The sequence below is a fragment of the Caballeronia sp. LjRoot34 genome, assembly GCF_964253815.1.
In the GTDB taxonomy this organism is placed as follows: Bacteria; Pseudomonadota; Gammaproteobacteria; order Burkholderiales; family Burkholderiaceae; genus Caballeronia.
Genome location: NZ_CAXUSB020000002.1, coordinates 727,831 through 749,936, shown reverse-complemented (window position 1 = coordinate 749,936; position 22,106 = coordinate 727,831). Strand labels below are relative to the sequence as shown.

The 22,106-nt window shown below is 60.4% G+C and carries 16 protein-coding genes; 7 read left to right on the top strand and 9 right to left on the bottom strand.

Translation table 11 applies throughout. The annotated features are described in order from the left end of the window. Positions 1-33 precede the first annotated feature (33 nt). The 3 genes from ACSQ36_RS22960 to ACSQ36_RS22950 form a co-directional block, all read right to left on the bottom strand. A complete protein-coding gene (locus tag ACSQ36_RS22960; protein ID WP_213762076.1) occupies positions 34-456 on the bottom strand; it encodes an ExbD/TolR family protein in 423 nt (140 codons plus the stop codon). 12 nt (positions 457-468) lie between these two features. Further along, on the bottom strand, positions 469-1,374 hold the full coding sequence (locus ACSQ36_RS22955; protein ID WP_436183712.1) for a MotA/TolQ/ExbB proton channel family protein: 906 nt from the start codon (positions 1,372-1,374) through the stop codon (positions 469-471). A gap of 77 nt (positions 1,375-1,451) precedes the next feature. Continuing rightward, positions 1,452-2,162, bottom strand: coding sequence for an energy transducer TonB (locus ACSQ36_RS22950; RefSeq protein WP_436183711.1), 711 nt, complete (start codon positions 2,160-2,162; stop codon positions 1,452-1,454). Between the two features lie 1,186 nt (positions 2,163-3,348). Here ACSQ36_RS22950 and ACSQ36_RS22945 point away from each other — a divergent pair. Continuing rightward, positions 3,349-3,777 (top strand): hypothetical protein, encoded by a 429-nt coding sequence (locus ACSQ36_RS22945; protein ID WP_436183710.1) that lies wholly within the window; start codon positions 3,349-3,351, stop codon positions 3,775-3,777. A gap of 219 nt (positions 3,778-3,996) precedes the next feature. Next, entirely contained in the window at positions 3,997-5,793 is a 1,797-nt protein-coding gene (locus tag ACSQ36_RS22940) for a hypothetical protein (protein ID WP_436183709.1), read from the top strand. Between the two features lie 66 nt (positions 5,794-5,859). Here ACSQ36_RS22940 and ACSQ36_RS22935 read toward each other — a convergent pair whose 3' ends face one another. The 3 genes from ACSQ36_RS22935 to ACSQ36_RS22925 form a co-directional block, all read right to left on the bottom strand. Beyond that, a complete protein-coding gene (locus ACSQ36_RS22935; protein WP_213762072.1) occupies positions 5,860-6,927 on the bottom strand; it encodes a hypothetical protein in 1,068 nt (355 codons plus the stop codon). 377 nt (positions 6,928-7,304) lie between these two features. Beyond that, positions 7,305-7,601, bottom strand: coding sequence for a DUF4148 domain-containing protein (locus tag ACSQ36_RS22930; protein WP_436183708.1), 297 nt, complete (start codon positions 7,599-7,601; stop codon positions 7,305-7,307). 69 nt (positions 7,602-7,670) lie between these two features. After that, on the bottom strand, positions 7,671-8,354 hold the full coding sequence (locus tag ACSQ36_RS22925; protein ID WP_436183707.1) for a DJ-1/PfpI family protein: 684 nt from the start codon (positions 8,352-8,354) through the stop codon (positions 7,671-7,673). Between the two features lie 103 nt (positions 8,355-8,457). On the opposite strand from ACSQ36_RS22925, the gene ACSQ36_RS22920 reads away from it, so the two are divergent. From ACSQ36_RS22920 to ACSQ36_RS22905, 4 genes are all read left to right on the top strand, one after another. After that, a complete protein-coding gene (locus tag ACSQ36_RS22920; protein WP_436183706.1) occupies positions 8,458-9,483 on the top strand; it encodes a GlxA family transcriptional regulator in 1,026 nt (341 codons plus the stop codon). Positions 9,484-9,605: 122 nt separating this feature from the next. Beyond that, positions 9,606-10,844: an MFS transporter gene (locus ACSQ36_RS22915; protein ID WP_213762068.1), complete on the top strand. Its 1,239-nt coding sequence runs from the start codon at positions 9,606-9,608 to the stop codon at positions 10,842-10,844. A 244-nt stretch (positions 10,845-11,088) separates the two neighbouring features. After that, the gene (locus ACSQ36_RS22910) at positions 11,089-14,010 is read left to right on the top strand and encodes a bifunctional diguanylate cyclase/phosphodiesterase (RefSeq protein ID WP_436183705.1); all 2,922 of its coding nucleotides are present in this window, start codon (positions 11,089-11,091) and stop codon (positions 14,008-14,010) included. An 86-nt stretch (positions 14,011-14,096) separates the two neighbouring features. Then, the gene (locus ACSQ36_RS22905) at positions 14,097-15,056 is read left to right on the top strand and encodes an aldo/keto reductase (RefSeq protein ID WP_436183704.1); all 960 of its coding nucleotides are present in this window, start codon (positions 14,097-14,099) and stop codon (positions 15,054-15,056) included. Between the two features lie 1,023 nt (positions 15,057-16,079). On the opposite strand, the gene ACSQ36_RS22900 is transcribed toward ACSQ36_RS22905, so the two are convergent. The 3 genes from ACSQ36_RS22900 to ACSQ36_RS22890 are packed head-to-tail and all read right to left on the bottom strand — an operon-like array spanning position 16,080 to position 20,053. Next, on the bottom strand, positions 16,080-17,120 hold the full coding sequence (locus tag ACSQ36_RS22900) for an ABC transporter permease (protein ID WP_436183703.1): 1,041 nt from the start codon (positions 17,118-17,120) through the stop codon (positions 16,080-16,082). Between the two features lie 3 nt (positions 17,121-17,123). Then, positions 17,124-18,608: a sugar ABC transporter ATP-binding protein gene (locus tag ACSQ36_RS22895; protein WP_436183702.1), complete on the bottom strand. Its 1,485-nt coding sequence runs from the start codon at positions 18,606-18,608 to the stop codon at positions 17,124-17,126. Further along, on the bottom strand, positions 18,605-20,053 hold the full coding sequence (locus ACSQ36_RS22890) for an MFS transporter (protein ID WP_436183701.1): 1,449 nt from the start codon (positions 20,051-20,053) through the stop codon (positions 18,605-18,607). The genes ACSQ36_RS22895 and ACSQ36_RS22890 overlap by 4 nt, the downstream gene beginning before the upstream one ends. A 256-nt stretch (positions 20,054-20,309) precedes the next feature. Between ACSQ36_RS22890 and ACSQ36_RS22885 the strand changes: the two genes are divergently transcribed. Continuing rightward, complete coding sequence (locus ACSQ36_RS22885; RefSeq protein WP_436183700.1) at positions 20,310-21,719, top strand: LLM class flavin-dependent oxidoreductase; 1,410 nt, start codon at positions 20,310-20,312, stop codon at positions 21,717-21,719. Positions 21,720-22,106 lie beyond the last annotated feature (387 nt).

The window sequence follows — 22,106 nt, the reverse complement described above, 5'->3', positions numbered from 1 at the left end:
GTGCTTTAGCGCTTAGTCCAGTCCCGTGCAAAGCTAGCCGCCGCGCGCAGGCGGCTCAGTAATAAACGACACCTTGGCAATACCGGCGCGTTCGCACTCGGTAATGACCCGGCCGATGAATTCATAACGCGCGCTCTGGTCACCACGAACGTGCACTTCCGGTTGCGGCGTCATGACCGACACGGTCTTCAGACGTGCCAGCAGCGTCGGCCCATCCACCTGCTTCTCGTTCCAGAAGAAATCGCCGTCGCGGTTGACCGCAATGACGATACTTTTAGGCGTGGTCTGCAGCGGCTGGATCGTCTCCTTCGGCAATTGCAAAGGTATCGTATGCGTCACCACCGGAATCGTGATCAGAAAGATGATCAGCAGGACCAGCATCACATCGACGAGCGGTGTGGTGTTGATACTTGAGATGACCTCGTCGTCATCATCTTGCCCAACGCTCATAGCCATGACGAACTCCGCTTATTGGGCCAGCGCTGCTTCGCGAGCCGTAGCACGCGCCGAGCGGCGGCTGCCAGCGAGCAGGACGGTGTGCAGTTGTACGCCGAACGCACGAACCCGCTCCATCACCGACTTGTTGCGGCGAACCAGGAAGTTGTAGCCGAGCACGGCCGGCACGGCCACGGCGAGACCGATCGCAGTCATGATCAGCGCTTCACCCACCGGGCCCGCGACCTTGTCGATCGAAGCCTGGCCGGCGATACCGATTGCCGTCAGCGCGTGATAAATCCCCCACACCGTTCCGAACAGACCGACGAACGGCGCTGTCGAGCCGACTGTGCCGAGGAAAGCCAGACCGTCTTGCAGACGATTCGATACGTTGGTGATGGCACGGTCAACCGAGGCGTCGATCCACGTGTTGCGGTCGACGGCTTCGAGCAGCGCTTCGTTATGGTGTTCACCCGCCTCGATGGCCGTTTCCGCGATGAAGCGGAAAGGCGAAGCTTCGTCGAGCAGCTTCGCGCCTTCGGCTAGCGACGGCGCGGTCCACAGCTGTTCGTCGGCGCTCTTCGCACGACGGTTTGCACGAAACTGTTCGACGAACTTGGTGACCATGATGTACCAGCTGCCCATTGACATGAGCACCAGCAGAATCAGCACGAAGCGTGCAACGAAGTCACCGTTCTTCCAGAGCGCGCCGAGGCCATATGGGTTGTTGACTGTTTCAGACGTAGCCGGCTGCGGCGGCGGCACGGCGTCGTCCGTGGCCGAGCCGGCCGTTTGCGGTGCTGCGGTGGCGGTGGCGGTGGCCGACGCGGTCGCGTCGCTAGCCTGCGCGTGTGCCATATGCGGTGCCACAAAGGTATCCACCGTGGTTACGGCGAACAACAGGGTTGCCGCCAATGCGGCGAGAGTACGCTTTTTCATGCCTGCTCCAAGTTCATTAGTACAACTTCTAAACCAAGACTGATAAATCGCTGCCGGTACCGAACAGTCTGTGGGTTTCAGTTCAGGTTAAACGAGAACGGAACTTGCACACGGACAGGTTGGCCTTGGGAAACGCACGTAAACTGCTTGACTGCGTTGAAGGCTGCGCGATCGAGTGAGGAATCTTCCGCAGACTTGGCAACACGTTCATTCGTAATATGGCCCTGCGCGTCGACTACGAATTCAATCAGCACATCACCCGTCACGTTGTTCTCCTGCGCTTCCTTCGGGTAACGAATCGACGAACGAATCTGATCCGAATTCGGGCAGACGACCCCGACTTCAACGCTCACGGGCTTGCTCGGCGCGGGCGGCGCCGGCGGTGCGGGCGGCGCCACGGCGGGTGCCGACACGACCGGCGCGGCCTGGTGCGTGATGGTCGGCTGGGGCGGCGTTTGCACTTGCACTTCCGGCGGCGGCACGAACGGCGGCGGCGGCGGCGCAAACTTCGGCGGCGGCAATTGCACCGTAGGCAACGGCGGCGGAGGCGGCGGCTTCACCGGCTCGATGATTTTCGTCTCGATAGGATGCTGGATGACCTGTACGACCTTGGTGGCAAGGCCGTTGATGAGTGCATAGATCAACACGACGTGCAGGAGCAGAACAACTGCGATTCCGCCGAAGCGGCGTACTGGGTTTTGCTGCTTGCGCCCAAACTCACGTGGGCGTCCTGGCCTCTCCATACGGGCCGCTGCTGCCGGAAATTGCCCTTCGACTTTCGTACCCACCTTTACTCCTCCGGCGTGAACCGTCCATTTCTGTAACTGCAGTGCGCTTACATACGACAACCAACGTCCACCTCGGACAACCGCTTCCTTCGCTCCGACCCTTGATTTGCAGTCCGAATTTATGCTACAGCGGTCAAATCTGATGCGTTGACACGGATACGGCTGTGAGATGCCCCGGAATTTCATTCCCGCTGGGCGATCATCAAACTGGAACTACGACAAATAAAATTCGACTCGCTCTTTTCGGTCTGGCATTAACACCTGGAGAGAACTTGAACGAAGCGCGCTACGGCTTCTGAACTTTTTGCGCGATTGTCACCGCGCGTTGATTGTCACCGGCGTTTCATGGGATGCGAAGATAACAGGACAAAAAATGCACGGTCAAACTTTATTTGATGACAGCAGACCAAGTTTAGAGAAAACACTCTAACTAATGCTGGCCTCGCGCTGCACTTGCGCCGCTTTAAAAGAAGAAGCGAATGTTTGAACGGATACAAGCGCGCGTTTGGCGGCTCGCTAATTGGGATGCAGCCGCCATTGCGGCTTTCCATAACACGCCATGAACTGTCGACGGATAGTGAATAGCGCATGGCGCAAAAGCCCGCTGGGCGGGCCTTCGCGACCATTTCGCGGCACCCGGGGGGCGAATCGCGAACGGTACGTCTAACGTGATGATCGAGCGCTGACTAGAGGCTAACGGTCAAAACGAGAAAATAAAAATGAAGAGAGACAATTTTTGACAATATTTAGCGGTATTTACGACACTCTAAATGCGTATTTGAATTACGTCATTTATTAAATTACAAAAACATTCTAAATTATTACATATAGCCAACGAGGTTGATAATAGTCTGCTTTAGTTTGCAGGACGCTCGGTAATTAGTTCTCATGGAACTAACGTGAGCTAATACATAACATCTTGTTATAGCGCATAATAAATCCGCACTCTTCTGGAGTTTATATTTTGTGTCTCATAACATCCTGTTATATAGCATAATAAATCCGCACTTCCTGGGTATTGGAAGTTAAGCCATGTTGAATGGGAAACTTCTGTTATCTGAATGAAACCGCTTGAGACTTCCGGTTGTCTACTGGCCAGTCTGCATGTCACCTGCTACGGCCATCAGCTTGCGGACGCGGGGACCGGGAACCTGATGGGCTCATTTGACCGGCTGCGTTGTAACAGGTGGCCGGTGAACGCAATATCGCGGCGACCTACCGACAGGTCAACATACCTATCATCCGCGACCAGATGATCGGCCAGACATTCGTTAAGATTACTAATTTATTTAAGCGGTGCTTCGCGCTTCCGTTACCCGCCGATCTCGATGTTGAGGATGTACATCCGATCCGCTCGACCAAGCAGGATCATGCCGGCGACAATGGCACTGTATTCCAGCCCTTCGGCGCAAGCTTCCCGCCCTGGAAGGCCAACACGGACGTGGCCTGGAATTATCGGAAGCTCGCGACGGACCTCTACTCCCAACACACGGGCCCAGATTCGAACTTTGCAGCAGGCGCTATTGGCGTGACTGGTTACCGTCCGGGCGCGGCGTCGTATTGCCAGTTCAACCTGACCGTGGCTTATACATGCCATTCCAGCGTGCGATCTTGATCTCCGCTGTTATCCGCCACATCCAAGTCAGATTCGGACAAGTACAACGAACAAAGCCCCATGTAGCGTGACACGGGCGCGGAGAAGTGTCGCCGATATGCATCAATGCGGCCTACAAAACATACCGGGGTACTAACTTATGAATTAATTGCACTATTCTTATACGAACGATCCGGCCGCATCACGAGCCGGCGTCGACACCTGCCCGAGGGGTTCGGCATGAACCTGTTATCTTTTCGCACGCCTGTCCTTTACGCGGCTTGTCATCGCTGCGGCAACGCGCTGACGCACGGAGAAGATGAATGCCCGCATTGCGGCACGAATCAGTCCCGGGCCTTGCGTGCACCGAACTCCGTCGACTTCAACAACAGCAACGTCATGATGATGCCCGGCCGCATGCTCGTGCCGTATCCGAGCGTGCCCGAGGAAGTCGACGCGGCAATGAATATCGCGCGGCAACGCGCCCGCGTCGTCCGCCGCGTGGCGTTCGGTGTGGCGAGCGGCGGACTGCTCGCCGTCGCGCTGGCGCTGACTTACGCGCCCGGCCTGAGATCGCCTGTGGTTCAACGGCTTGCTGCACTGCCGGAACCGGCGAGGACACCCGCGTTCGTTCCGATAGCAACTGACAATGCACAGAAAGCCGCCGCACCGGCAAGCACAACGACGGTCGTTGCGGCAGCAAAGCCGGCGAACCCGGTCTCGGTGACCGCTGCCAGGACCCCGGCGGTGAACCCGGCTACGCTACCTGTAGCGACCTATGCGGCGGCCCCCGCACCGACGCAAACCCCGACGCAAACTCCAGCGCCTACCCCGACGCTCGCACCGGCACCGAATCCAGCGACCGAGATGATCGCGTCGATCAGGAACAAGGTGACAACTGCCGTTGCGGCCTTGCGGGCGGAGATTTCGACGCTCGCGATGAGCCCGGTGACGGGACCCGCTACAAGAGCGACACCGAGCGCACCGGCCACGACAACCGCAACGGCGAACGAGACGCACGCGCCAGTCCCGGTGGCGGCAACCGCATCGAAGAGTCCGACCAACGCGGCAGTGGCCACGCTCACGCCGGATGACTCACCGCCTCCAGCAGCCCCTCCAGCGCCCGTCACGCTCGCGCAAAACACGGCTACACCGCCGTTGACGAGTTCGACAAACACATCGAACCCAGCGCCTGTCATCACCGCTGCGGCGCCGCTTGCCGCCTTACCGCCCGTGCCCAGCCCTGGCGCCGTCGCCGATGTCCCCATCGCCAGCCATGCGCCTCAGCCGTCCACGCCAAAGGAACAGGAACTGCCGAAGCTGTCGTTGCCCCCCGTCTCGCCGGTCATCGCCACTGAGCGTCCGCCGTTGGGCAGCCCCGGCGAAAGCCTCTACTTCGCCCGCCTCGCACTAGTCACCAACGACCTGAACGCGGCGCGAAAGAACCTCGCCAACGTGCCCGAGAACCAGCTCAATAGCCCCGACGTCCAGCGGGTCCGCGATGACCTCGCCCAACGTGAAGCGGCCCGCGACACCGCCATGCGGCACGCCCGCGCATGCGACCAATCGGCTTCATGGCGATGCGCACGGCGTTATGCAAAGGACGCGCTTGCTATCGACTCGAGCTACACCGGCTCGCGCGTCTTCCTCAGGCATGTGGCCATCAAGATTGCCGAAGCGAAGAAAGCTGCCGAAGACGCGGCGATTCAGGCAGCCGCCATCGCACAACGCGGGCCGATGCATCCGGCACCGATCCGCGAGGCCGTCGCCATCCCGCGCACGGCTGCGATTGCGAGCACGAGCAGCGCTCCGACCACTACCGGCGCGCCGCACCTGTTCGCGAACCCGGCCACCACGCGTGCGCCGCGCGAAACTCACATAATGCATGAGGCGCGCGAGACGCATGTACAGCAGGAAGTACGTGAACCTGTCGTGGCATTCCAGCCGGTTCGGAATGCGGACACGGAACCGTCAGAGTCAAAGCCTCCAGACAACGGCGCACCCATTCGCCCGCCCGGTCGCGGCGAAGCGCATTGAAGCGCATCGAGGTTCGTTCGACCGGAGGCCACTCCGCGTCGACGCCTCGCTGCACATCACGCCTGCCTATCCCGCTGGAATGGTCACGATCGGCGTCTTCGCGTCCTGATTGGTTTCTGCCAGAGCCATCAACATCTGCACGACCGTGAATGCGTACTTCGAGTCGAAGTCACGTCGGTCAATCCAGTATTGCGACGGCCCATACTGAATGTCGATATAGGCATCTTCCGGCGCTTTCTTGCCCACATTGACAATGATCGTAGGCCGCGTCTCCACGCCGATCAATCCGATAGTCGGCTTGGTCGACCCGCGATTCACCAGCTCCTCGGGCACCCTGACCTGCGCGCCCAGGTCTGTCAGAATCCCAAGCACGGAACGCGTGACCATGGGAATCCGCTCGCCACGCTCGGCCGATTGCCCATAGACGACCTCATAGGTCTTGGTCTTCGGCGAAAGCTTGAGCAGCCTGCGGACCAGCGCAAGATCGGCTGTCGTCTGTCCGGTCTCGCCGCTCGTGGTCGCGCCAAGCGTGAAGTAGACGCGCCCGCCATGATCCTCGTCGCGCGACTCCACGTTGAGTTGCCCCGCTAGTTGAAGGCGTCGCAACGCCTGGATCAGTTCGAAGAATTCAACGCTGCCGTTCCCATTCGGGCCGCCCAGCGCGTTCGCGTTCTGCATGCCTCCTATCGACTGCGCGGTGATGCGCAACAGCAAGTCGATGGGGATCGCGCTCTCGGCGAGCGGCAACACCAGCGCGGGCGCAAGCGGGCGAATATAAGCTGTCGCGAACGCCTGCCCCGTGGTCGGCGTGAACGTGAACGTGGGATGGTTGGAGTATGAAACGCTGCCGTTGGCGGCGGCGAAATTCTGCGTGGTGTCGCCGGCGCTGAGGGTGGAACCGGCGGTGGCATCGAAGGTATAAGCGGCAATGATCTGGCTGACGCTCAGGAACGCAGGCGAATCGGCAAACCGGATGCCTACTATAGCTGCGAGTATTTCGCGCTTCTTGGCTTCACCCAGCGCTCTCGCGTAATCAACCTGATCGGCCTTGAGACGGTTTGCACCGATAGTGGTGCAGCCACTGGCGGCAACACAAACACACAATACAGCGGACAGCAGGGCTTTTCGTCTCATTCACGATGACCATTGGTTAGGTAGTGCGGGCAGCAGGCTGCTGCCTAGCCAACGGCGGCGCTCGCAACTTCCGTTCCCTTCCGATCCGCTTTCTGGGCGGGCAATTCTGAGCGGAGAAACGCAAGCATCAATGAAGGAGTCAATCAGTCGTCCGGGCTCGTGGGCGTCTTCGTGTTAGCAGCTCCGGTTGCGCGGTAGACCCGGTAGCAACGATCTGGGCAAAAGCCACGCTCGGGAAAGCTATAGAAATGGTCGCGGATGCAAAGGCCACCCGCACAAAGTGAAATTTCGACATGGTCGTCTTCCAAGGCGTCGTTACTTGCACGGCATCGGCATGCCTGGAACAACGACAGCATAGAGCTGTAACCCTGCCGGACTCATTGCCCGTTCGCTTTGTTCTCCGCGCGGCGCAAATTGTCCTGGTAGTCGCTACGATCATCGGCCGGGTTATAGCCGTTCTTTTCCAGCTTACTCAGTTCCGCCGAATTCTTCGCCCATGCCGCTTTTCTATCGGCTTTGCGTTGCGCTTTCTGTGCCTGCCTGGGTGTGGGCGACGCCGGCGATGGCTCGGCCGGTGTTGCATCGGCGCCCTGGGCAAATGCGCCGGGCGTCGCGCCCAGCACTATGCCGAGCGAGGCGAGAACCGTGATTGAAGCAACCTGTACGCGTGGCATGGCATCCGCCTCCTGTCAAAAGCATGCCCGTCGAACCGAGTTACCGCCATCGGTACTACGCCGGGCCTGCTACCCATTCAATCGCGCCGCTGCGCGTTCAACGATTGCAGTGCGCTGAGCACGCTCCACTTCGCCCCGACTCCACACAAGATCCACCACCGCCTTCGGCGCTGTGTCGGGCGTACCTGAATTAAAAGGCGGCGCGGGCGCATATTCCAATTGAAGCTGAATTGCCTGAGCCTCGGTTTCGCCGATCAAGCCGATAAGAAGCGTCAACGCAAAATCGATGCCCGCTGTCACCCCACCGCCCGTCATCAGATTGCCATCCTGGACAACGCGCTCTTTCACGGGAATGGCGCCGAAGCTCTCCAGGAAATGATGAGCCGCCCAGTGCGTGGTCGCGCGCCGTCCGCGCAACAAACCGGCCGCTCCCAGGACCAGCGCACCGGTACACACCGACGTGACGAAGCGGGCCTGCGCCGCCTGCCGCCTGATGAAATCGAGCGTGATGTCGTCCTCCATCAACTTGCCGACACCCACTCCACCCGGCACGCACAAGACATCGAGCGAAGGGCAGTCAGCGTACGTAATAGTAGGCGTCAGCACGAGACCACTGTTCGCGGTGACCGGATCAAGCGTTTTTCCAATCAGGTGGACAGTCGCGTCCGGCACCGACGCGAATACGTCATGCGGGCCGGTCAGGTCGAGTTGCTGAACGCGCGGAAAGACGAGGAAGCCAATATGCAACGCCATGGCGATGAACCTTTAAATGGAAGTAGACGCACTCACAATACCTCGCTACGATTTGGCGAAATTGTCAATTAACCCTCGTTTCACGCCAACCCGGTTTCAAACCATGAACAACGCTGCGCGCCGTATCGACATCCTCGCGTTTGCAGACGTCCAGTTGCTCGACGTCGCCGGACCGCTCCAGGCTTTCACCTCCGCCAACGAACTCTCGCTGGCACGCGGAGCCGGCGCACCCTACAGTGCGCGTGTTGTCGCCACCGCCGCGGGGGAGGTTCAAAGCACCGCGGGTCTCGGCCTGCTCGCCCAGTCCTTGCCCACCGCTCAACAAACGACAGACACGCTGATCGTCGCGGGCGGACGCGGCGTGCATGCGGCATCGAAAGATCCCGCGCAGGTGGCCTGGGTCAGGGACCGCGCGGCACAGTGCCGGCGCGTTGCGTCGGTATGCACGGGCGCGTTTTTGCTGGCGGCCGCCGGCTTGCTCGACGAGCGCCGTGCGGTCACGCACTGGGCGCATTGCGAGGATCTCGGGCAGCGTTATCCGACTGTCCGCGTGGACCCTGCGCCCATTTTTATCCGCGACGGCGCGGTCTGGACATCGGCGGGTGTGACAGCCGGCATCGATCTCGCGCTTGCATTGATCGAGGACGATCTCGGGAGCGCACTCGCGCTCGATGTAGCACGCGAACTGGTGGTGTTCCTCAAGCGGCCGGGCGGCCAGGCGCAGTTCAGCACGACGTTGTCGTTGCAAAAAACCGGCGACCGCTTCGGCGACCTGCATGCATGGATAGCCGAAAACATGGCAGCAGACCTGTCGATCGCGACGCTGGCCGAACGCACGGGCATGAGCGAGCGCAGCTTCGTGCGCCACTATCGGGCGCAAACGGGGATCACGCCGGCACGCGCCATCGATCAATTACGTCTGGAAGCTGCACGTCGCCTGCTTGGCGATACCTCATTTCCGGTGAAACGCGTGGCCGCGCGCTGCGGGTTTGGATCGGAGGAAACCATGCGTCGCAGCTTCCTGCGTTCAATGGGTGTCACACCGCAGGCTTACCGTGAACGCTTCTCCGCAGGCGGCGACGGCGAGGACGCACACGAGTCACGCCCAGCGAAGTTCACGCAGGGCTAGCGCCTACGGCAGCGCAGCGTCGTCCATCCGCACGGCCGTTCGCACCTTCGCGGATGCGGAAGATTTATTCTTTCGCGATAATGCTGCATTGCGCCTCGCTCACCACTCACAATTTTTTCTCAATGTCCATTATCGATGTCCCCAACGACCCGCTCACGCGCGTGATCCCGCCCTATGGCGCGGGTCCCGCCGAACTCGCACTCGCCGTCGGGGGCCTGGCTATCGGCACGGGTGAGTTCGCGTCCATGACCATCCTGCCGATCATCGCGAATGGCCTCGGTACGTCGCTGCCCACCACCGGCCACATCATCAGCGCGTATGCATTGGGCGTGGTGATCGGCGCACCGCTCATCACTATTTTCTTCGCGAAGCTCCCACGCCGCGCCATGTTGATCGGCCTGATGCTGATGTTCGCGTTCGGCAATCTGCTCAGCGCGCTCGCACCGAATTACCCGCTGCTGCTGATCGCGCGCTTCATTTCCGGCGTGCCGCATGGCGCGTATTTCGGCGTAGCGGCGTTGACGGCGGCCTCGCTCGTACCGCCCGAGCGGCGCGCGCGAGCAGTCGGACGCGTGATGCTGGGCCTGACGATCGCCAATATTTTCGGCGTGCCGCTCGCGACCTGGCTTGGTCAATGGCTTGGCTGGCGCGCGGATTTCTTGCTTGTCGGCATGCTCGGCATTCTTACGATGATTGGTGTGCGCATCTTTCTGCCGCCCATTCACGCGGGCGGCGCTACGCCGCGCCGGGAGCTTGGCGTGTTCAGGCGCCTGCAAGTCTGGCTGACGCTGTCGGTGATCGCGGTCGGCTTCGGCGGGCTGTTTGCGGTGTACACCTACATCACGCCAACACTGCTGAACGTGACCCACGTGGCGCCCTGGCGCGTGCCGCTGCTGCTCGGCGCGCTGGGCGTCGGCATGACGGCAGGCAGCCTGATTGGCGGCGTCCTGGCCGACAAGTCGCGGCTCTGGACCATCTTCGGCATGCTGATCTGGAACGCCGCCGCGCTGGCCGCTTTCGCGTATTCTTCGGCCAACGAATGGACCGCCACGCTCAACCTGTTCGCAATGGGACTCGGCATAGCCGTGGTCCCCGCCGTGCAGACGCGCCTGATGGACGTGGCCGGCGATGCGCAGACCGTCGCGGCCGCGCTCAATCATTCGGCCTTCAACATTGCGAATGCGCTGGGGGCGTGGGCAGGCGGCGTAGTGGTCGCGATGGGTTTCGGACTGGAGGCCACGGGCTGGACCGGTGCGCTGCTCGCCTGCGGCGGAATCGTGCTGCTGGGTGTTTCCGTAGCGGTGGAGCGGCGCTCATTGACGTCCCGTCCTGCGACGGTCTGCGGTTCGTCGGGCGCATGACGCGTACTTGCAATGCGCCGTATTGAACGCTCACCTGGGAGCAAAGCAAGGAACAGGACCGGTTGATCCTTACGAAAACCCTCAAGCCTCAAGTTGTACTGCCGTTATAGTAATCAGGTGCGTGTGCGCACAAACGAAGGAGCGGGCGTTTTCAATCCTTCCAGTGTCCGGATGAAAAGTAGATAACATCGACATCGAACGAGATTGAATCAGGAGCCGGGGCAGCCTTCGGCTCGGAGCGCCGATGACCGTCTTTCCCGCGAACCCTGCCACGCCGATGGCCGACGACAGCAGCGACGACTCCGCCGCGGATGTCGCTCGCGCGATCGTTGACCCGGCGCGGTGGCCCCGCTCGGACAGCTCGGTCGATGTACTGTTGCGCAGTGCCCGCGCTCGAGTCGATACCATCGACTGGGCGTGGTATCAGGTTGACGAAAACCTGCATCTCGCGGACCAGGGCGATGCCGCGCAAGAGTGGCCCAGCCTTCTCACGGCCGATACCTTCCACGCCTTTTGCACGGCCCGGCGTCTGTGTCTCTGGCCAACGGGCAGCGGCGAAAACATCCTCGGCTGGCTGCTCGCGCCTGCCAGCCATGCGGGAAGTCCCACGCTGTGCAACCTTGCCCGCAGCCTGGGTGAAGCCCTGCAGACCGACGCGCTGGCACGCGCGCAAAACACCCAGCGCGTACTCTACGAAATCGCCTATCTCGCGAGCTCCATGCGCGAACGATCGGCGTTCCTGCTCGGCGTGCACCGCCAACTCGCCACGCTGATCGACGCGGAAAATTTCTATCTCGCGCTTTACGACTCGTCGAGCGGCGGGATCACCTACCCGTATTACGTCGATGTGATCGATACCTGCGCGCTTGAATGCGCGACCTACGACACGCTCGATCCATCACGCCTGTCGCTCACGGGCCAAGTGCTGAGTTCAGGCCAGCCGCTTCTGATCGACGCCGCCGGAATCCGCGCCGCCGAGCAGGAAGGCCGCTTCTTTTGCGTGGGAGATCGCCCCGAATTCTGGATGGGCGCGCCGCTCAAGAACGCCTCCGACGAAGTCTTCGGCATGATCGCCATGCAGGTGTACGACGTCGCCCGAATCTACAGCGTGGAGGACCGCGCGCTTTTCCTGGTCGTCGCCCGGCACGTGGCGATGGCGCTCGACCGGATCCTGCATCGCAACGATTTGGAAGAAACGGTATCGCGCCGGACTGCTGAGTTATCCGAATTAAACCATGCGTTGAGGCAGGAGATCGCAGAACGCAAACGCGCTGAACACTTGCAAGGGGCGTTGTTCCAGATCGCCGAATTGTCGAGCCGGCACGGCGACATGATGGCGTTTTTCCAGAGCCTGCACGGGATTGTCGGCGAGTTGCTGTATGCGCGAAACTTCTACGTCGCGCTGGTGGACAGGTCGACTGCGACCGTGTCCTTCCCCTATCATGTCGATGAACTGCTGAACGACCATCCCACGCCACGACGTAACCGGCGCGGCCTGACCGAGTATGTGATCAGGCAACGCCGCCCCTGCCTGATCGACCTCGCTGAAGCCATGCGGCTCATTGACAGCAATGAAATAGAACGCTCGGCCGAGGGCATCAAGCTGCGTTCGTGGCTGGGCATTCCGTTGTTCGACGGCGACATCGTGCGCGGCGTGCTCGCCGTGCAAAGCTATTCCACGCGCGTGCATTATTCGCTGCGCGACCAGGAACTGCTGACGTTCGTCTCGCGCCATATCGATACCGCCCTCTCGCGACGCAGCGCCGCCGAAGCCCTCCATGCGGCCAACCATGAGCTCGAAGAGCGCGTGAAGAACCGCACGCGCGAGCTTGATCTCGCCAACGCCCGGCTGCAATACGAAAACTCGCACGACGCGCTGACCGGACTGCCGAACCGCAGTCACTTGCTGCAGCGGCTGGGGGAGGCGTGGCTCGATCATCATGGCGAAGGTGAGCAACTGGCCGTGATGTTTATCGACCTCGACCGTTTCAAGGTGGTGAACGACAGTCTTGGCCATCATTTCGGCGACCTGCTGCTGGTGCAGGCAGCGGCCCGCTTGCGCAGCTGCCTGCGCGACAACGACCTGCTCGCGCGCCTCGGCGGCGACGAGTTCGCGGTGCTGTCGCCGGGTGCGCCGCTGGATACTGCCGTGGCGATTGCGGAACGGATCCTGGCGGCGTTCGACCTGCCGTTTCATATCGATGACCACGTGGTGTTCTCGTCGTGCAGCATTGGTATTGTCAGTCCCGACAGCCAGTTTCACAGCGAGCCGGCCGATCTGCTGCGCGATGCCGATACCGCCATGTATCGCGTGAAGAATGGCGGCCGCGATAGCTTCGTCGTGTTCAACCATGCGCTGCGCTGCGAGGTGTCCGATCAGGTCGCGCGCGAAGGGGCGTTGCGCAATGCGCTCAAGCGCGACGACGAACTGGTGCCGTATTTTCAGCCTATTGTTTGCGTGAAGAGCGGCCAGCTCGTAGCGCTGGAAGCGTTGATCCGATGGCGCCAACCCGATGGCCGCGTCATCACGCCGGGCGAATTTCTTCCGGCGATGGAAGGCTTGCGCCTGATCGGACGGCTCGATCTCTACATGCTCACGCGCGTCGCGGTGATCCTCGCGAAGCCGCAACACGCCGACTGGCCGCCGGTGCATGTGAACTGTTCGAGCTACAGCATGACGCGCCCGGACTTCGCCGACGACGTCCTCGCCCTGCTCGCGCGCTACGGCGTCGCGCCGTCGCGGATTTGTCTCGAACTCACGGAAGGCGCGCTGGTTGCCGAGCCCGATCTGGCCAGGCATTCAATGCAACGTCTCGCCGATCACGGCATGTCGGTGGTGCTCGATGACTTCGGCGCTGGATTTTCGTCGCTGAGTTATGTGCATCAGTACCGCTTCAGCGGCCTGAAAATCGACCGGTCGTTTATCTTCGAACTGACTACCAGCCCGCGCAGCCGCGCAATCGTGCGGGCAATCGTGCGGATGGCGGAGTCGCTGGACCTGACGCTCGTGGCGGAAGGCGTGGAAGACGCCGCCACGCTCGCGGAGCTGCGGGAGATGGGTGCCGCGCAGGCGCAGGGGTATCATTTCGCCCGGCCGATGCCGCTGGACGAGCTCTTGCTGACCACCCTCGCGCCGCGCCTGGCAGGTGCTGCTCAAGAGCCTTGAGGGCATGATCGCCGAGTGGTGTGCTCACCACGCACCTTCGTGACTTCGCCTATCCTGTGGTCTGATCCGTCACGGCGAGACTGCCCATGCGCCCCACTTCCGCCGACGCCCGCCGTCGGCACCTCATCCTTGCCGCCGGCAGCGCGCTGCTGCCTTTGAGCCTGCCTTTATGCGTGCCTGCGAGCTTCGCGCAAACGCCGCCCGCCACCGGCGTGCCGCTGCCGCACATGAACACGCGCCCTATCCCGTCCACGGGCGAAGCGCTGCCGGTGATCGGTTGCGGTACCTGGCGCACCTTCGATGTCGGCGACAATCTACAAGCGCAAGCCGCGCTCGGCGAGGTGCTGCGCATTCTGTTCGACAACGGCGGCTCGGTCATCGATTCATCGCCGATGTATGGGTCTTCGGAGGCAGTTGCCGGGGCGGTGCTGACGCGCATCGGCGGGCATGGCAGTGCGTTTGTCGCGACCAAGGTATGGACTGAAGGCCGTGAAGCGGGTATCGCACAAATGGAAGAGTCGATGCGGCGTCTTCAGCAACCGCGCATCGATCTGATGCAGGTTCACAATCTGCTCGACTGGCGCACGCAGTTGGCTACGCTGCGTGAATGGAAAGCGCAGGGCCGGATTCGCTATCTCGGCGTTACGCATTACACGTCGGGCGCGTTTGCCGACGTGGAAGCCGTGATGCGCTCGGAAACACTCGACTTTGTCCAGATCAACTATGCTGCCGATGACCGCGCCGCTGAAGAACGCTTGCTGCCGCTTGCGAGGGAACGCGGGATTGGCGTGATCGTGAATCAGCCGTTTGGTGGCGGTGGTTTGCTGGGCAAGCTGAAGGGACAGCCGGTGCCCGAGTGGAGCAAGGAGATCGGGTGCGCGACCTGGGCGCAATTGCTGCTCAAGTTTGTGCTCGCGCATCCGGCGGTGACCTGCGTGATTCCCGGCACCGGGCGGCCGGAGTACATGCGGGATAATGTGCGTGCGGGATTTGGTAGTTATCCGGATCAATCGATGAGACAGCGCATTGCGGCGGCGGTGACTTGAGGATGTGGTTTTCGCTCGCGCCGGTGGACGGTTTTTTGGGGTTGGGGCGGGCGGGGTCTATGCTGGGTTGGTCGGTTCTGGGGTTAGCGGTCGGAGTCTATGCCGGGTTGCTGCTTTCGGTGTTAGTGGTCTGCGAGAGTCGGATTTTCTCTTTATCACTATTAGCCACTGTGCGTGGCGGCACGTCATTTCTTTGTCCAAAGCGACAAAGAAACGAAGCAAAGAAAACGCTTTAACCGCTCTACCCTAAGTGTCCACAGCGTGCAGTTTTGATTCATAGGTGCCCCAAAAGCACGGTGCTCGCCAGAGCCACCGATGTTTGAACCCCTCCTTCTCGCGAATCCTGACACTAACACGCTTCGCCCCGTACGCTCTCGGGCAAGCACTATTGCTAAGGAATCCCCACGGCCTTACGGGTATTTACGGCTGCGGTTTTTTGACAGGTTAGCCACCTGGTCCGTGCGACCGTATTCATACGGCCACAGCTTGATGCGTGTTTGTGGTTACTGCTTCAGTTTTTGTGAATTGGCTGCGCGCGCTGTACAACTATTTTCGTCGATTACGGCCACCCGCATCTTTGCGGCCTCGTTTCTCGGCGGGTTGGCGACGTGGTTCGAGGCGCGTACTGATTTGGAGGGAGGTTGTCCGCGGATAGCGCGGGGTGCTCCTTGGGCAGGTTCAATCACTGGTGGCGAAGCGTGTGGGTATCGGTGTTCGGAGAAGGAGGGTTTCACACATCCTCCGCTCTGGCGAGCACCGTGCTTTTGGGGCACCTATGAATAGAAACTGCACGCTGTGGACACTTAGGGTAGCGTGGTTGAAAGCGCTTTCTTTGCTTCGTTTCTTTGTCGCTTTGGACAAAGAAATGACGTGCCGCCACGCACAGTGGCTAATAGTGATAAAGAGAAAATCCGACTCTCGCAGACCACTAACGCCGAAAGCACCAACCCGGCATTGACCCCGACCACTAACCCAATACCCCAGCATTCCTAATCAACCATCCCTCCACGCCAAAAAACCAATTCACCTCCCCCCTTGCCGACCAATGCTAAACGTAAAAGCAAGCGCCCCAACGAGCAATGCGCCCTTGATAAAATCCTGCATGTAATAAGGCGCATTGAGCATGGTCAATCCGTTGAGCAACACGCCAACAAACACCGCACCGACGGCCGAGCCCAATACATTAGGACGCTTAGCCCCCCACACCGCATAACCAATAAGCGCGGCGGCAACCGCATCCAGAAGCAGCGAATTACCGGCGCCAACATCACCCCGCCCAACGCGAGCGGCAATCAACGCGCCGCCCAGCGAAGCAATCACACCCGACGCGACATACGCCGCCACACGATAACGCGCCGTCGGCGCACCCGCCAGCCGCGCAGCCGTCTCGTTCCCGCCGGTCGCATAGAGCACACGCCCCCATCGTGTAAATTCCATCACGAGCACCGCGACCAGCGTCACCACCGCGAGCACGATGACCGGCACCGGCACGACATCCAGCCAGCGAGCCCGGCCCAATGCCAGGAAGGCCGCCGGAAACGATCCCGTAGCCTCCGTACCATCCGGCAAGATCGTGCCAGTCGCGAGCGAGCGCCCACCCGTCGGAATCAACTGCAGTCCCGCTAGCAGGAACAAGGTTCCGAGCGTCGCGAGCTGGTCCGGGACGCGAAGACGCGTGATCAGCAAGCCATTGAAAAGTCCCGCACCGACACCCAACACAAGGCACGCCGCAACCGCGGTGAGCGCATTGCCATGCCACACAACCAGCACGTAGCTCGCGGCCATCTGCGCCGTTGCAGCCGTGCTGCCGACCGACAAATCGAAGCCGCCCACCGCCAGCGTAATGCTGACCCCCACGGCCAGAAGCGCGACAATCGACGCAGCCTGCAAAATGCTGAACAGATTGTCCACGCTCAAGAATGCCGGCTCACGCCATGTAAATACCGCACCCATCGCGACGAGCAGCAACAAGATGCCGCTGCGTTCCAGCTTCGTCCTGATGCTGGTATGTCTGAACTCCGTTCGAACAACGGAGCTTGCTTCGGTAGAAGCGCCAGGTTTCATGCGTCAGGCTCCGGCAAGATCTTCAATGTTTGTTCCAATGATAGAACGATCGAAGTGCAGCACGCGATCCGCGACCTCGAACGCCTCCTCGATAGCGCTGACGAACACCAACGTCACCCGCCCCGCCGCATTCGCTCGCAACACATCGGCAATGTCCGCGCGAGCGCCGGCGTCGACACCCTGAAACGGCTCGTCAAGCAACAGCATGCGGGCGGGTTCTGCATGCGAGCGCGCAAGTACGACTTTTTGCTGATTGCCGCCGGAGAGGTTGACCACCCGATCTGCCGGGCCGTTGCATCGAATGGAGAAACGTTCGATGGCGGACGCAGCCTCGCGACGTTCGCGCGACCTGTTGATCCACCCGCCCCTGAACCAGTTCGACAGGAACGGGAAACTCAATGTGCCTTCAATCGACGCGAACGGCACGCTGTCCGGAAAGAGCGACGAACTCCAGCGGTCCTCGCCTACAAGGAAGACGCCACGGCGGATAGCCTCGGCGGCAGAGCGCGGCTGCCATGGCTGGCCATCGAGTGTCATCGTGCCGTCGACCACTCGCTCGATACCAAACAACGTCCGGGCTAACCGCGACTTGCCCCCTCCCAAGGGACCCGCAAACGCGACGATCTCGCCACGAGCAGCGTCGAAGTCGAGTGCCGGGCTATCGGCGCTTGGGAACAATTTCAAGCCCTGGACCTGAAGCCCCTGATTCGCCGTCGAACGCACCGCTTTTCGTTCACGCGTCTTCGGCAACGCGCGGCCGATCATCGTTTCAGTGGCATCGTCGAAATCGATCGGCGTTTTCAGATTGGCTACCAGCCGGCCGTCGCGGACAATCACCACCCTGTCCGCCATTCGCTTGAGATCACCTAGTCGATGCGAAACCAGCAGCATCGCGACACCGCGCTTGCGCAACATGTCGAGTGCGGTAAAAAGACGTTCGGCTTCGGCGGCCGAGAGGCTTGCCGTCGGTTCATCGAGTATGAGGACTGCAGGCTTGACGGCCAGCGCCCGGGCCAGCGTGACGAGCTGCCTCGTTGCAAGCGGCAGCGTGAACAGCGGCGCACGCAGGTCAACGTCAAGGCCAACCAGCTCAGCAATGGAACGGGCCTCCTCAAGCCGCGCCGCGGGCCTGATAAACCATGGCGTGGCCGAATTGTTGAAACGATCGAGCAGGAGGTTGTCCGCGACCGAGAGGGTGGGCACGACCGTATCAGCGATCGACTGATGCATTGTTGCTACACCCAACGCCTTCGCTTCTTGCGGCGAGGCCGGCGCGTACGGCTTGCCATGCAGTTCAAGAGCCCCGCCATCGCCGGGATAAACACCGCTCAGTATCTTGACGATCGTGGACTTGCCCGCCCCGTTGGCGCCCATTAGCGCCACGACCTCGCCCGCAGCAACAGAGAGATCGAATCGATCGAGCGCGACAGTCGGGCCGAAGCGTTTCGACACCGACCTCGCGACTATCACGGGCAGGCCGGCTGTCACGTTTTCGCCGGTGTGGGCGCGTCTTCGTCGTCAATATCATGCTCGGTCGGCTCGTAGCGGATCAGCACCAGGAATGCGATCGGAATCACGGCGGCCAACGCAACTATCCAGAACATATCGGTGCCAAACCGGGCCTTGAGGATCGGCAAGACGAACAACGCGAGTGCACTTCCAATGCCAGCGAGCGACCGGCCGAAACCCACGCCGGTGCCGCGAATGGAAGTCGGATAAGACAAGGCCGGGTAGATCATCATCTGCGCGCCCGGGCCGAAACCTTCAGCGAACAACCACGTACCCAACATCAGCACGGCAACACCAATACCTAGCGCCGCCTGCGGATGTCCGATCAACGCGAGCGCAATCAACGAAACGAACTGCAATGCAAAGCCCGCGATTGCTACGTGACGCGAGGGGAATTTATAAGCTAGCCGCATGCCGAGCAAACCACCTGTCAAAGCAAACAGCACGTTAAGCCCTAGCGATGCCGCGATCGTTTCAAACACGCCAGCACCCAGGAATTGCGACAGGATGGACGGCAGGAAGAAGGCGATCGCCGTATATTCGAACGGGATGCAGAGATTCATCACACTGGCAACAAGCGTTCGCTGCAGATAAGGCCGCTGGAACAGCACGCGAAATTTGACCGGTGGCTGCTTCGACGCTTTCCGCTCTCGTGTGTCGTCCACGGCATGCGCGTGAATGCCATACGACTCCCGCAAGATTCGCACCGCTTCTTTCAGATTGCCCTGATTCGCGGCCCAAAGTGGCGACTCGTTCATGAACTTGCTGCGCACCATGATGATGATCAGCGCCGGTACGGCCCCGAAGATCAGCGATGCTCGCCAGAGCCAGTCGGCATGCTGAGCCGGCAAGAAGAAGTACAGCGCGAACACGATCAGGAAACACACCGATGACGCCGCGTACCACATCGGGCACCACGCCGCGAGCCGCGACGCTTTATTGCCGCGTCCATTGAATTTCGAAAACTCCGAGAGAAACGCCATCGCCACGGGAAGGTCGATCCCTACACCGAGTCCCATCACGAATCTCGCCGCGATCAACACCCAGACATTCGGTGCGAGGCCGGCCGCAATGGCCGCGACAACGAAGAACAGCATGTCGGCCATGAAGACCTGGTAACGACCGATCTTGTCGGTGAGCCATCCGCCGACGAGGCTACCGAGAATCGTGCCGATCATGATCGACGAACTGACAAAGCCGCTTAACGCAGGGGTCAGATTGAATTCACGCGTGACGTCCTGAATGCCATATGACAGTGTCGTGAGATCGTAAGCGTCTAGAAACACGCCGCCTAGCGCGAGCAAGACAATCACGCGCGCGTGATTGTTCTTAGAGACGCTCGTGTTGATCAGGCGCGATACGTCGCTGGCCGATCCGATCGGCAATGATGCAGGCAGGACGGTTTCAATGTCGACTGTGCTCAAGATACGGCTCCTTGGGCTTGCGGGTTGCAGGGCAAAGAAGCTTTATACGGATAGCTATCGCGTCACGCAAAGAACGAGTTTTTCTTTCGATATGAACCGCGTGATGGCAAGCCTTAATGGTCGCCCGCATGCGCTGGATTGAAGCGCTTGCCTTTACAGCCATGCGCATATGCAAAGCTGAAATCGTTAGAGCGCACCGTCTATTCGGGGACTAGATTGTCCGGTTGTTAAAGCGAAAATCGAGAAGCCGGCCTCCATGAGCAAAACAATCCATTTCAATGCGTTCGAGATGAACTGCGTCGGCCATCAGTCGCCGGGCCTGTGGTCTCATCCACGCGACCGCTCATCGCAATACAAGGACCTCGAGTACTGGACGGATCTCGCAAAAATCCTCGAAAAGGGTTTCTTCGATGGCATCTTCATAGCCGACGTGATCGGTTATTACGACGTCTATAAGGGCAGTAACTATCACGCGATCCATCAGGCCGCGCAGATCCCCGTCAACGATCCGCTGCAGCTTGCAGCGCCTATCGCCATGGTGACCGAGCATCTGGGCATAGGCATCACGGCGTCGACGACCTTCGAGCATCCGTACACCTTCGCCCGCCGCCTATCAACGGCAGACCACCACACTAAAGGCCGTGTAGGATGGAATATCGTGACGTCGTATCTGGAAAGCGGTGCGAAGAATATCAGTGAAGGGGGCTTGCGCAAACACGCGAATCGTTACGAAGTGGCAGCGGAATATATTGAAGTGCTGTACAAACTTTTCGAGGGAAGCTGGGAAGAAGATGCCGTGGTACGCGACCGTCACAACCGGGTCTTTACGCATCCCGAGAAGGTCCATGAGATAGGTCACCACGGCAAATACTTCGACGTGTCCGGCTACCATCTTTGCGAACCCTCACCTCAACGCACACCTGTGCTCTATCAGGCCGGTGCGTCGGGTGCGGGCAAGGCGTTCGCCGCCCAGCACGCCGAATGCGTATTCGTCGCTGCGCCCACAAAAGAAGTGTTGAAGGCTTATGTTGCTGATGTCCGCGAACAAGCTGCGCAAGCGGGACGTGAACCGGGCGGATTGCTGATCTACAACCTGGTCACGGTCATCGTGGATGAGACGGATGCCAAGGCGCAAGCAAAGTTCGAGGAGTACCGCCGTTACACCTCGTACGATGGCTCGCTCGTGTTCATGTCGGGTTGGACGGGCGTTGATTTCGGTCAGTACGCGCCGACTGATCTGGTCAGGAAAGTGGAAACCAACGCTATTGTCTCCGCCATCGAACATCTGGCGGGCGGTGCGAAGTCCTGGACCATCGATGAACTCGCGGCATGGGGTGGTATCGGCGGCATGGGGCCGGTCTTCGTGGGTTCGGCGGCAACCGTTGCGGATATTCTGCAAACCTGGGTGGAAGAAACCGGCGTCGACGGCTTTAATCTTGCGTATGCGGTCGCTCACGAGACCTTCGAAGACGTCGTCAATTATCTGGTGCCGGAGTTACAACGGCGCGACGTTTATCGCAAGGAATATACGCCCGGCACGCTGCGCGAAAAACTGTTCGGCAAGGGACGCTTGTTGCCGGCCGGGCATCCCGGTGCGAGGTATAGGGACATCGAGGCGTTCAAGCGTGGCGAAGCGGCCGGATCATTCGTTACATCACATGAGTGACAGCCGGCGTTCTCTTTACCACTAACAAGGATCTCGTTCATCAACGAGCATTCTTCCACCCTCAATGCGGACCACTGCTGCCGACGTCAGACTCGCTTCACGACACGGTCCACACCGTCCTCCATAGATAGCCTCCAATGCCACGCGCTTGAACTGCGGCACCTTATATCGCAGTTCAAGCGGTCTGCGTGGCAACGTCCCATGTGACGTCTGCATGCGTTTCTTTCTGGCCGATTTCCGGGCGCATCAACGTCCAGCCGGTTCGTGGACTTTATTGACGAACTGGACACAGCCGCGATAATACGACTCACCTACTTCGAACACACGCCTGGCGCTGGCGCGACTATCGGCTTCGGCATACCGTGTTCGCGAAATAACGCGCTTCGG

What these genes read in the sequence shown, in the direction of transcription:
- ACSQ36_RS22960 (WP_213762076.1), bottom strand. Translation starts at nt 456, where the DNA reads ATGGCTATGAGCGTTGGGCAAGATGATGACGACGAGGTCATCTCAAGT.
- ACSQ36_RS22955 (WP_436183712.1), bottom strand. Translation starts at nt 1,374, where the DNA reads ATGAAAAAGCGTACTCTCGCCGCATTGGCGGCAACCCTGTTGTTCGCC.
- ACSQ36_RS22940 (WP_436183709.1), top strand. Translation starts at nt 3,997, where the DNA reads ATGAACCTGTTATCTTTTCGCACGCCTGTCCTTTACGCGGCTTGTCAT.
- ACSQ36_RS22935 (WP_213762072.1), bottom strand. Translation starts at nt 6,927, where the DNA reads ATGAGACGAAAAGCCCTGCTGTCCGCTGTATTGTGTGTTTGTGTTGCC.
- ACSQ36_RS22930 (WP_436183708.1), bottom strand. Translation starts at nt 7,601, where the DNA reads ATGCCACGCGTACAGGTTGCTTCAATCACGGTTCTCGCCTCGCTCGGC.
- ACSQ36_RS22925 (WP_436183707.1), bottom strand. Translation starts at nt 8,354, where the DNA reads ATGGCGTTGCATATTGGCTTCCTCGTCTTTCCGCGCGTTCAGCAACTC.
- ACSQ36_RS22920 (WP_436183706.1), top strand. Translation starts at nt 8,458, where the DNA reads ATGAACAACGCTGCGCGCCGTATCGACATCCTCGCGTTTGCAGACGTC.
- ACSQ36_RS22915 (WP_213762068.1), top strand. Translation starts at nt 9,606, where the DNA reads ATGTCCATTATCGATGTCCCCAACGACCCGCTCACGCGCGTGATCCCG.
- ACSQ36_RS22910 (WP_436183705.1), top strand. Translation starts at nt 11,089, where the DNA reads ATGACCGTCTTTCCCGCGAACCCTGCCACGCCGATGGCCGACGACAGC.
- ACSQ36_RS22905 (WP_436183704.1), top strand. Translation starts at nt 14,097, where the DNA reads ATGCGCCCCACTTCCGCCGACGCCCGCCGTCGGCACCTCATCCTTGCC.
- ACSQ36_RS22900 (WP_436183703.1), bottom strand. Translation starts at nt 17,120, where the DNA reads ATGAAACCTGGCGCTTCTACCGAAGCAAGCTCCGTTGTTCGAACGGAG.
- ACSQ36_RS22885 (WP_436183700.1), top strand. Translation starts at nt 20,310, where the DNA reads ATGAGCAAAACAATCCATTTCAATGCGTTCGAGATGAACTGCGTCGGC.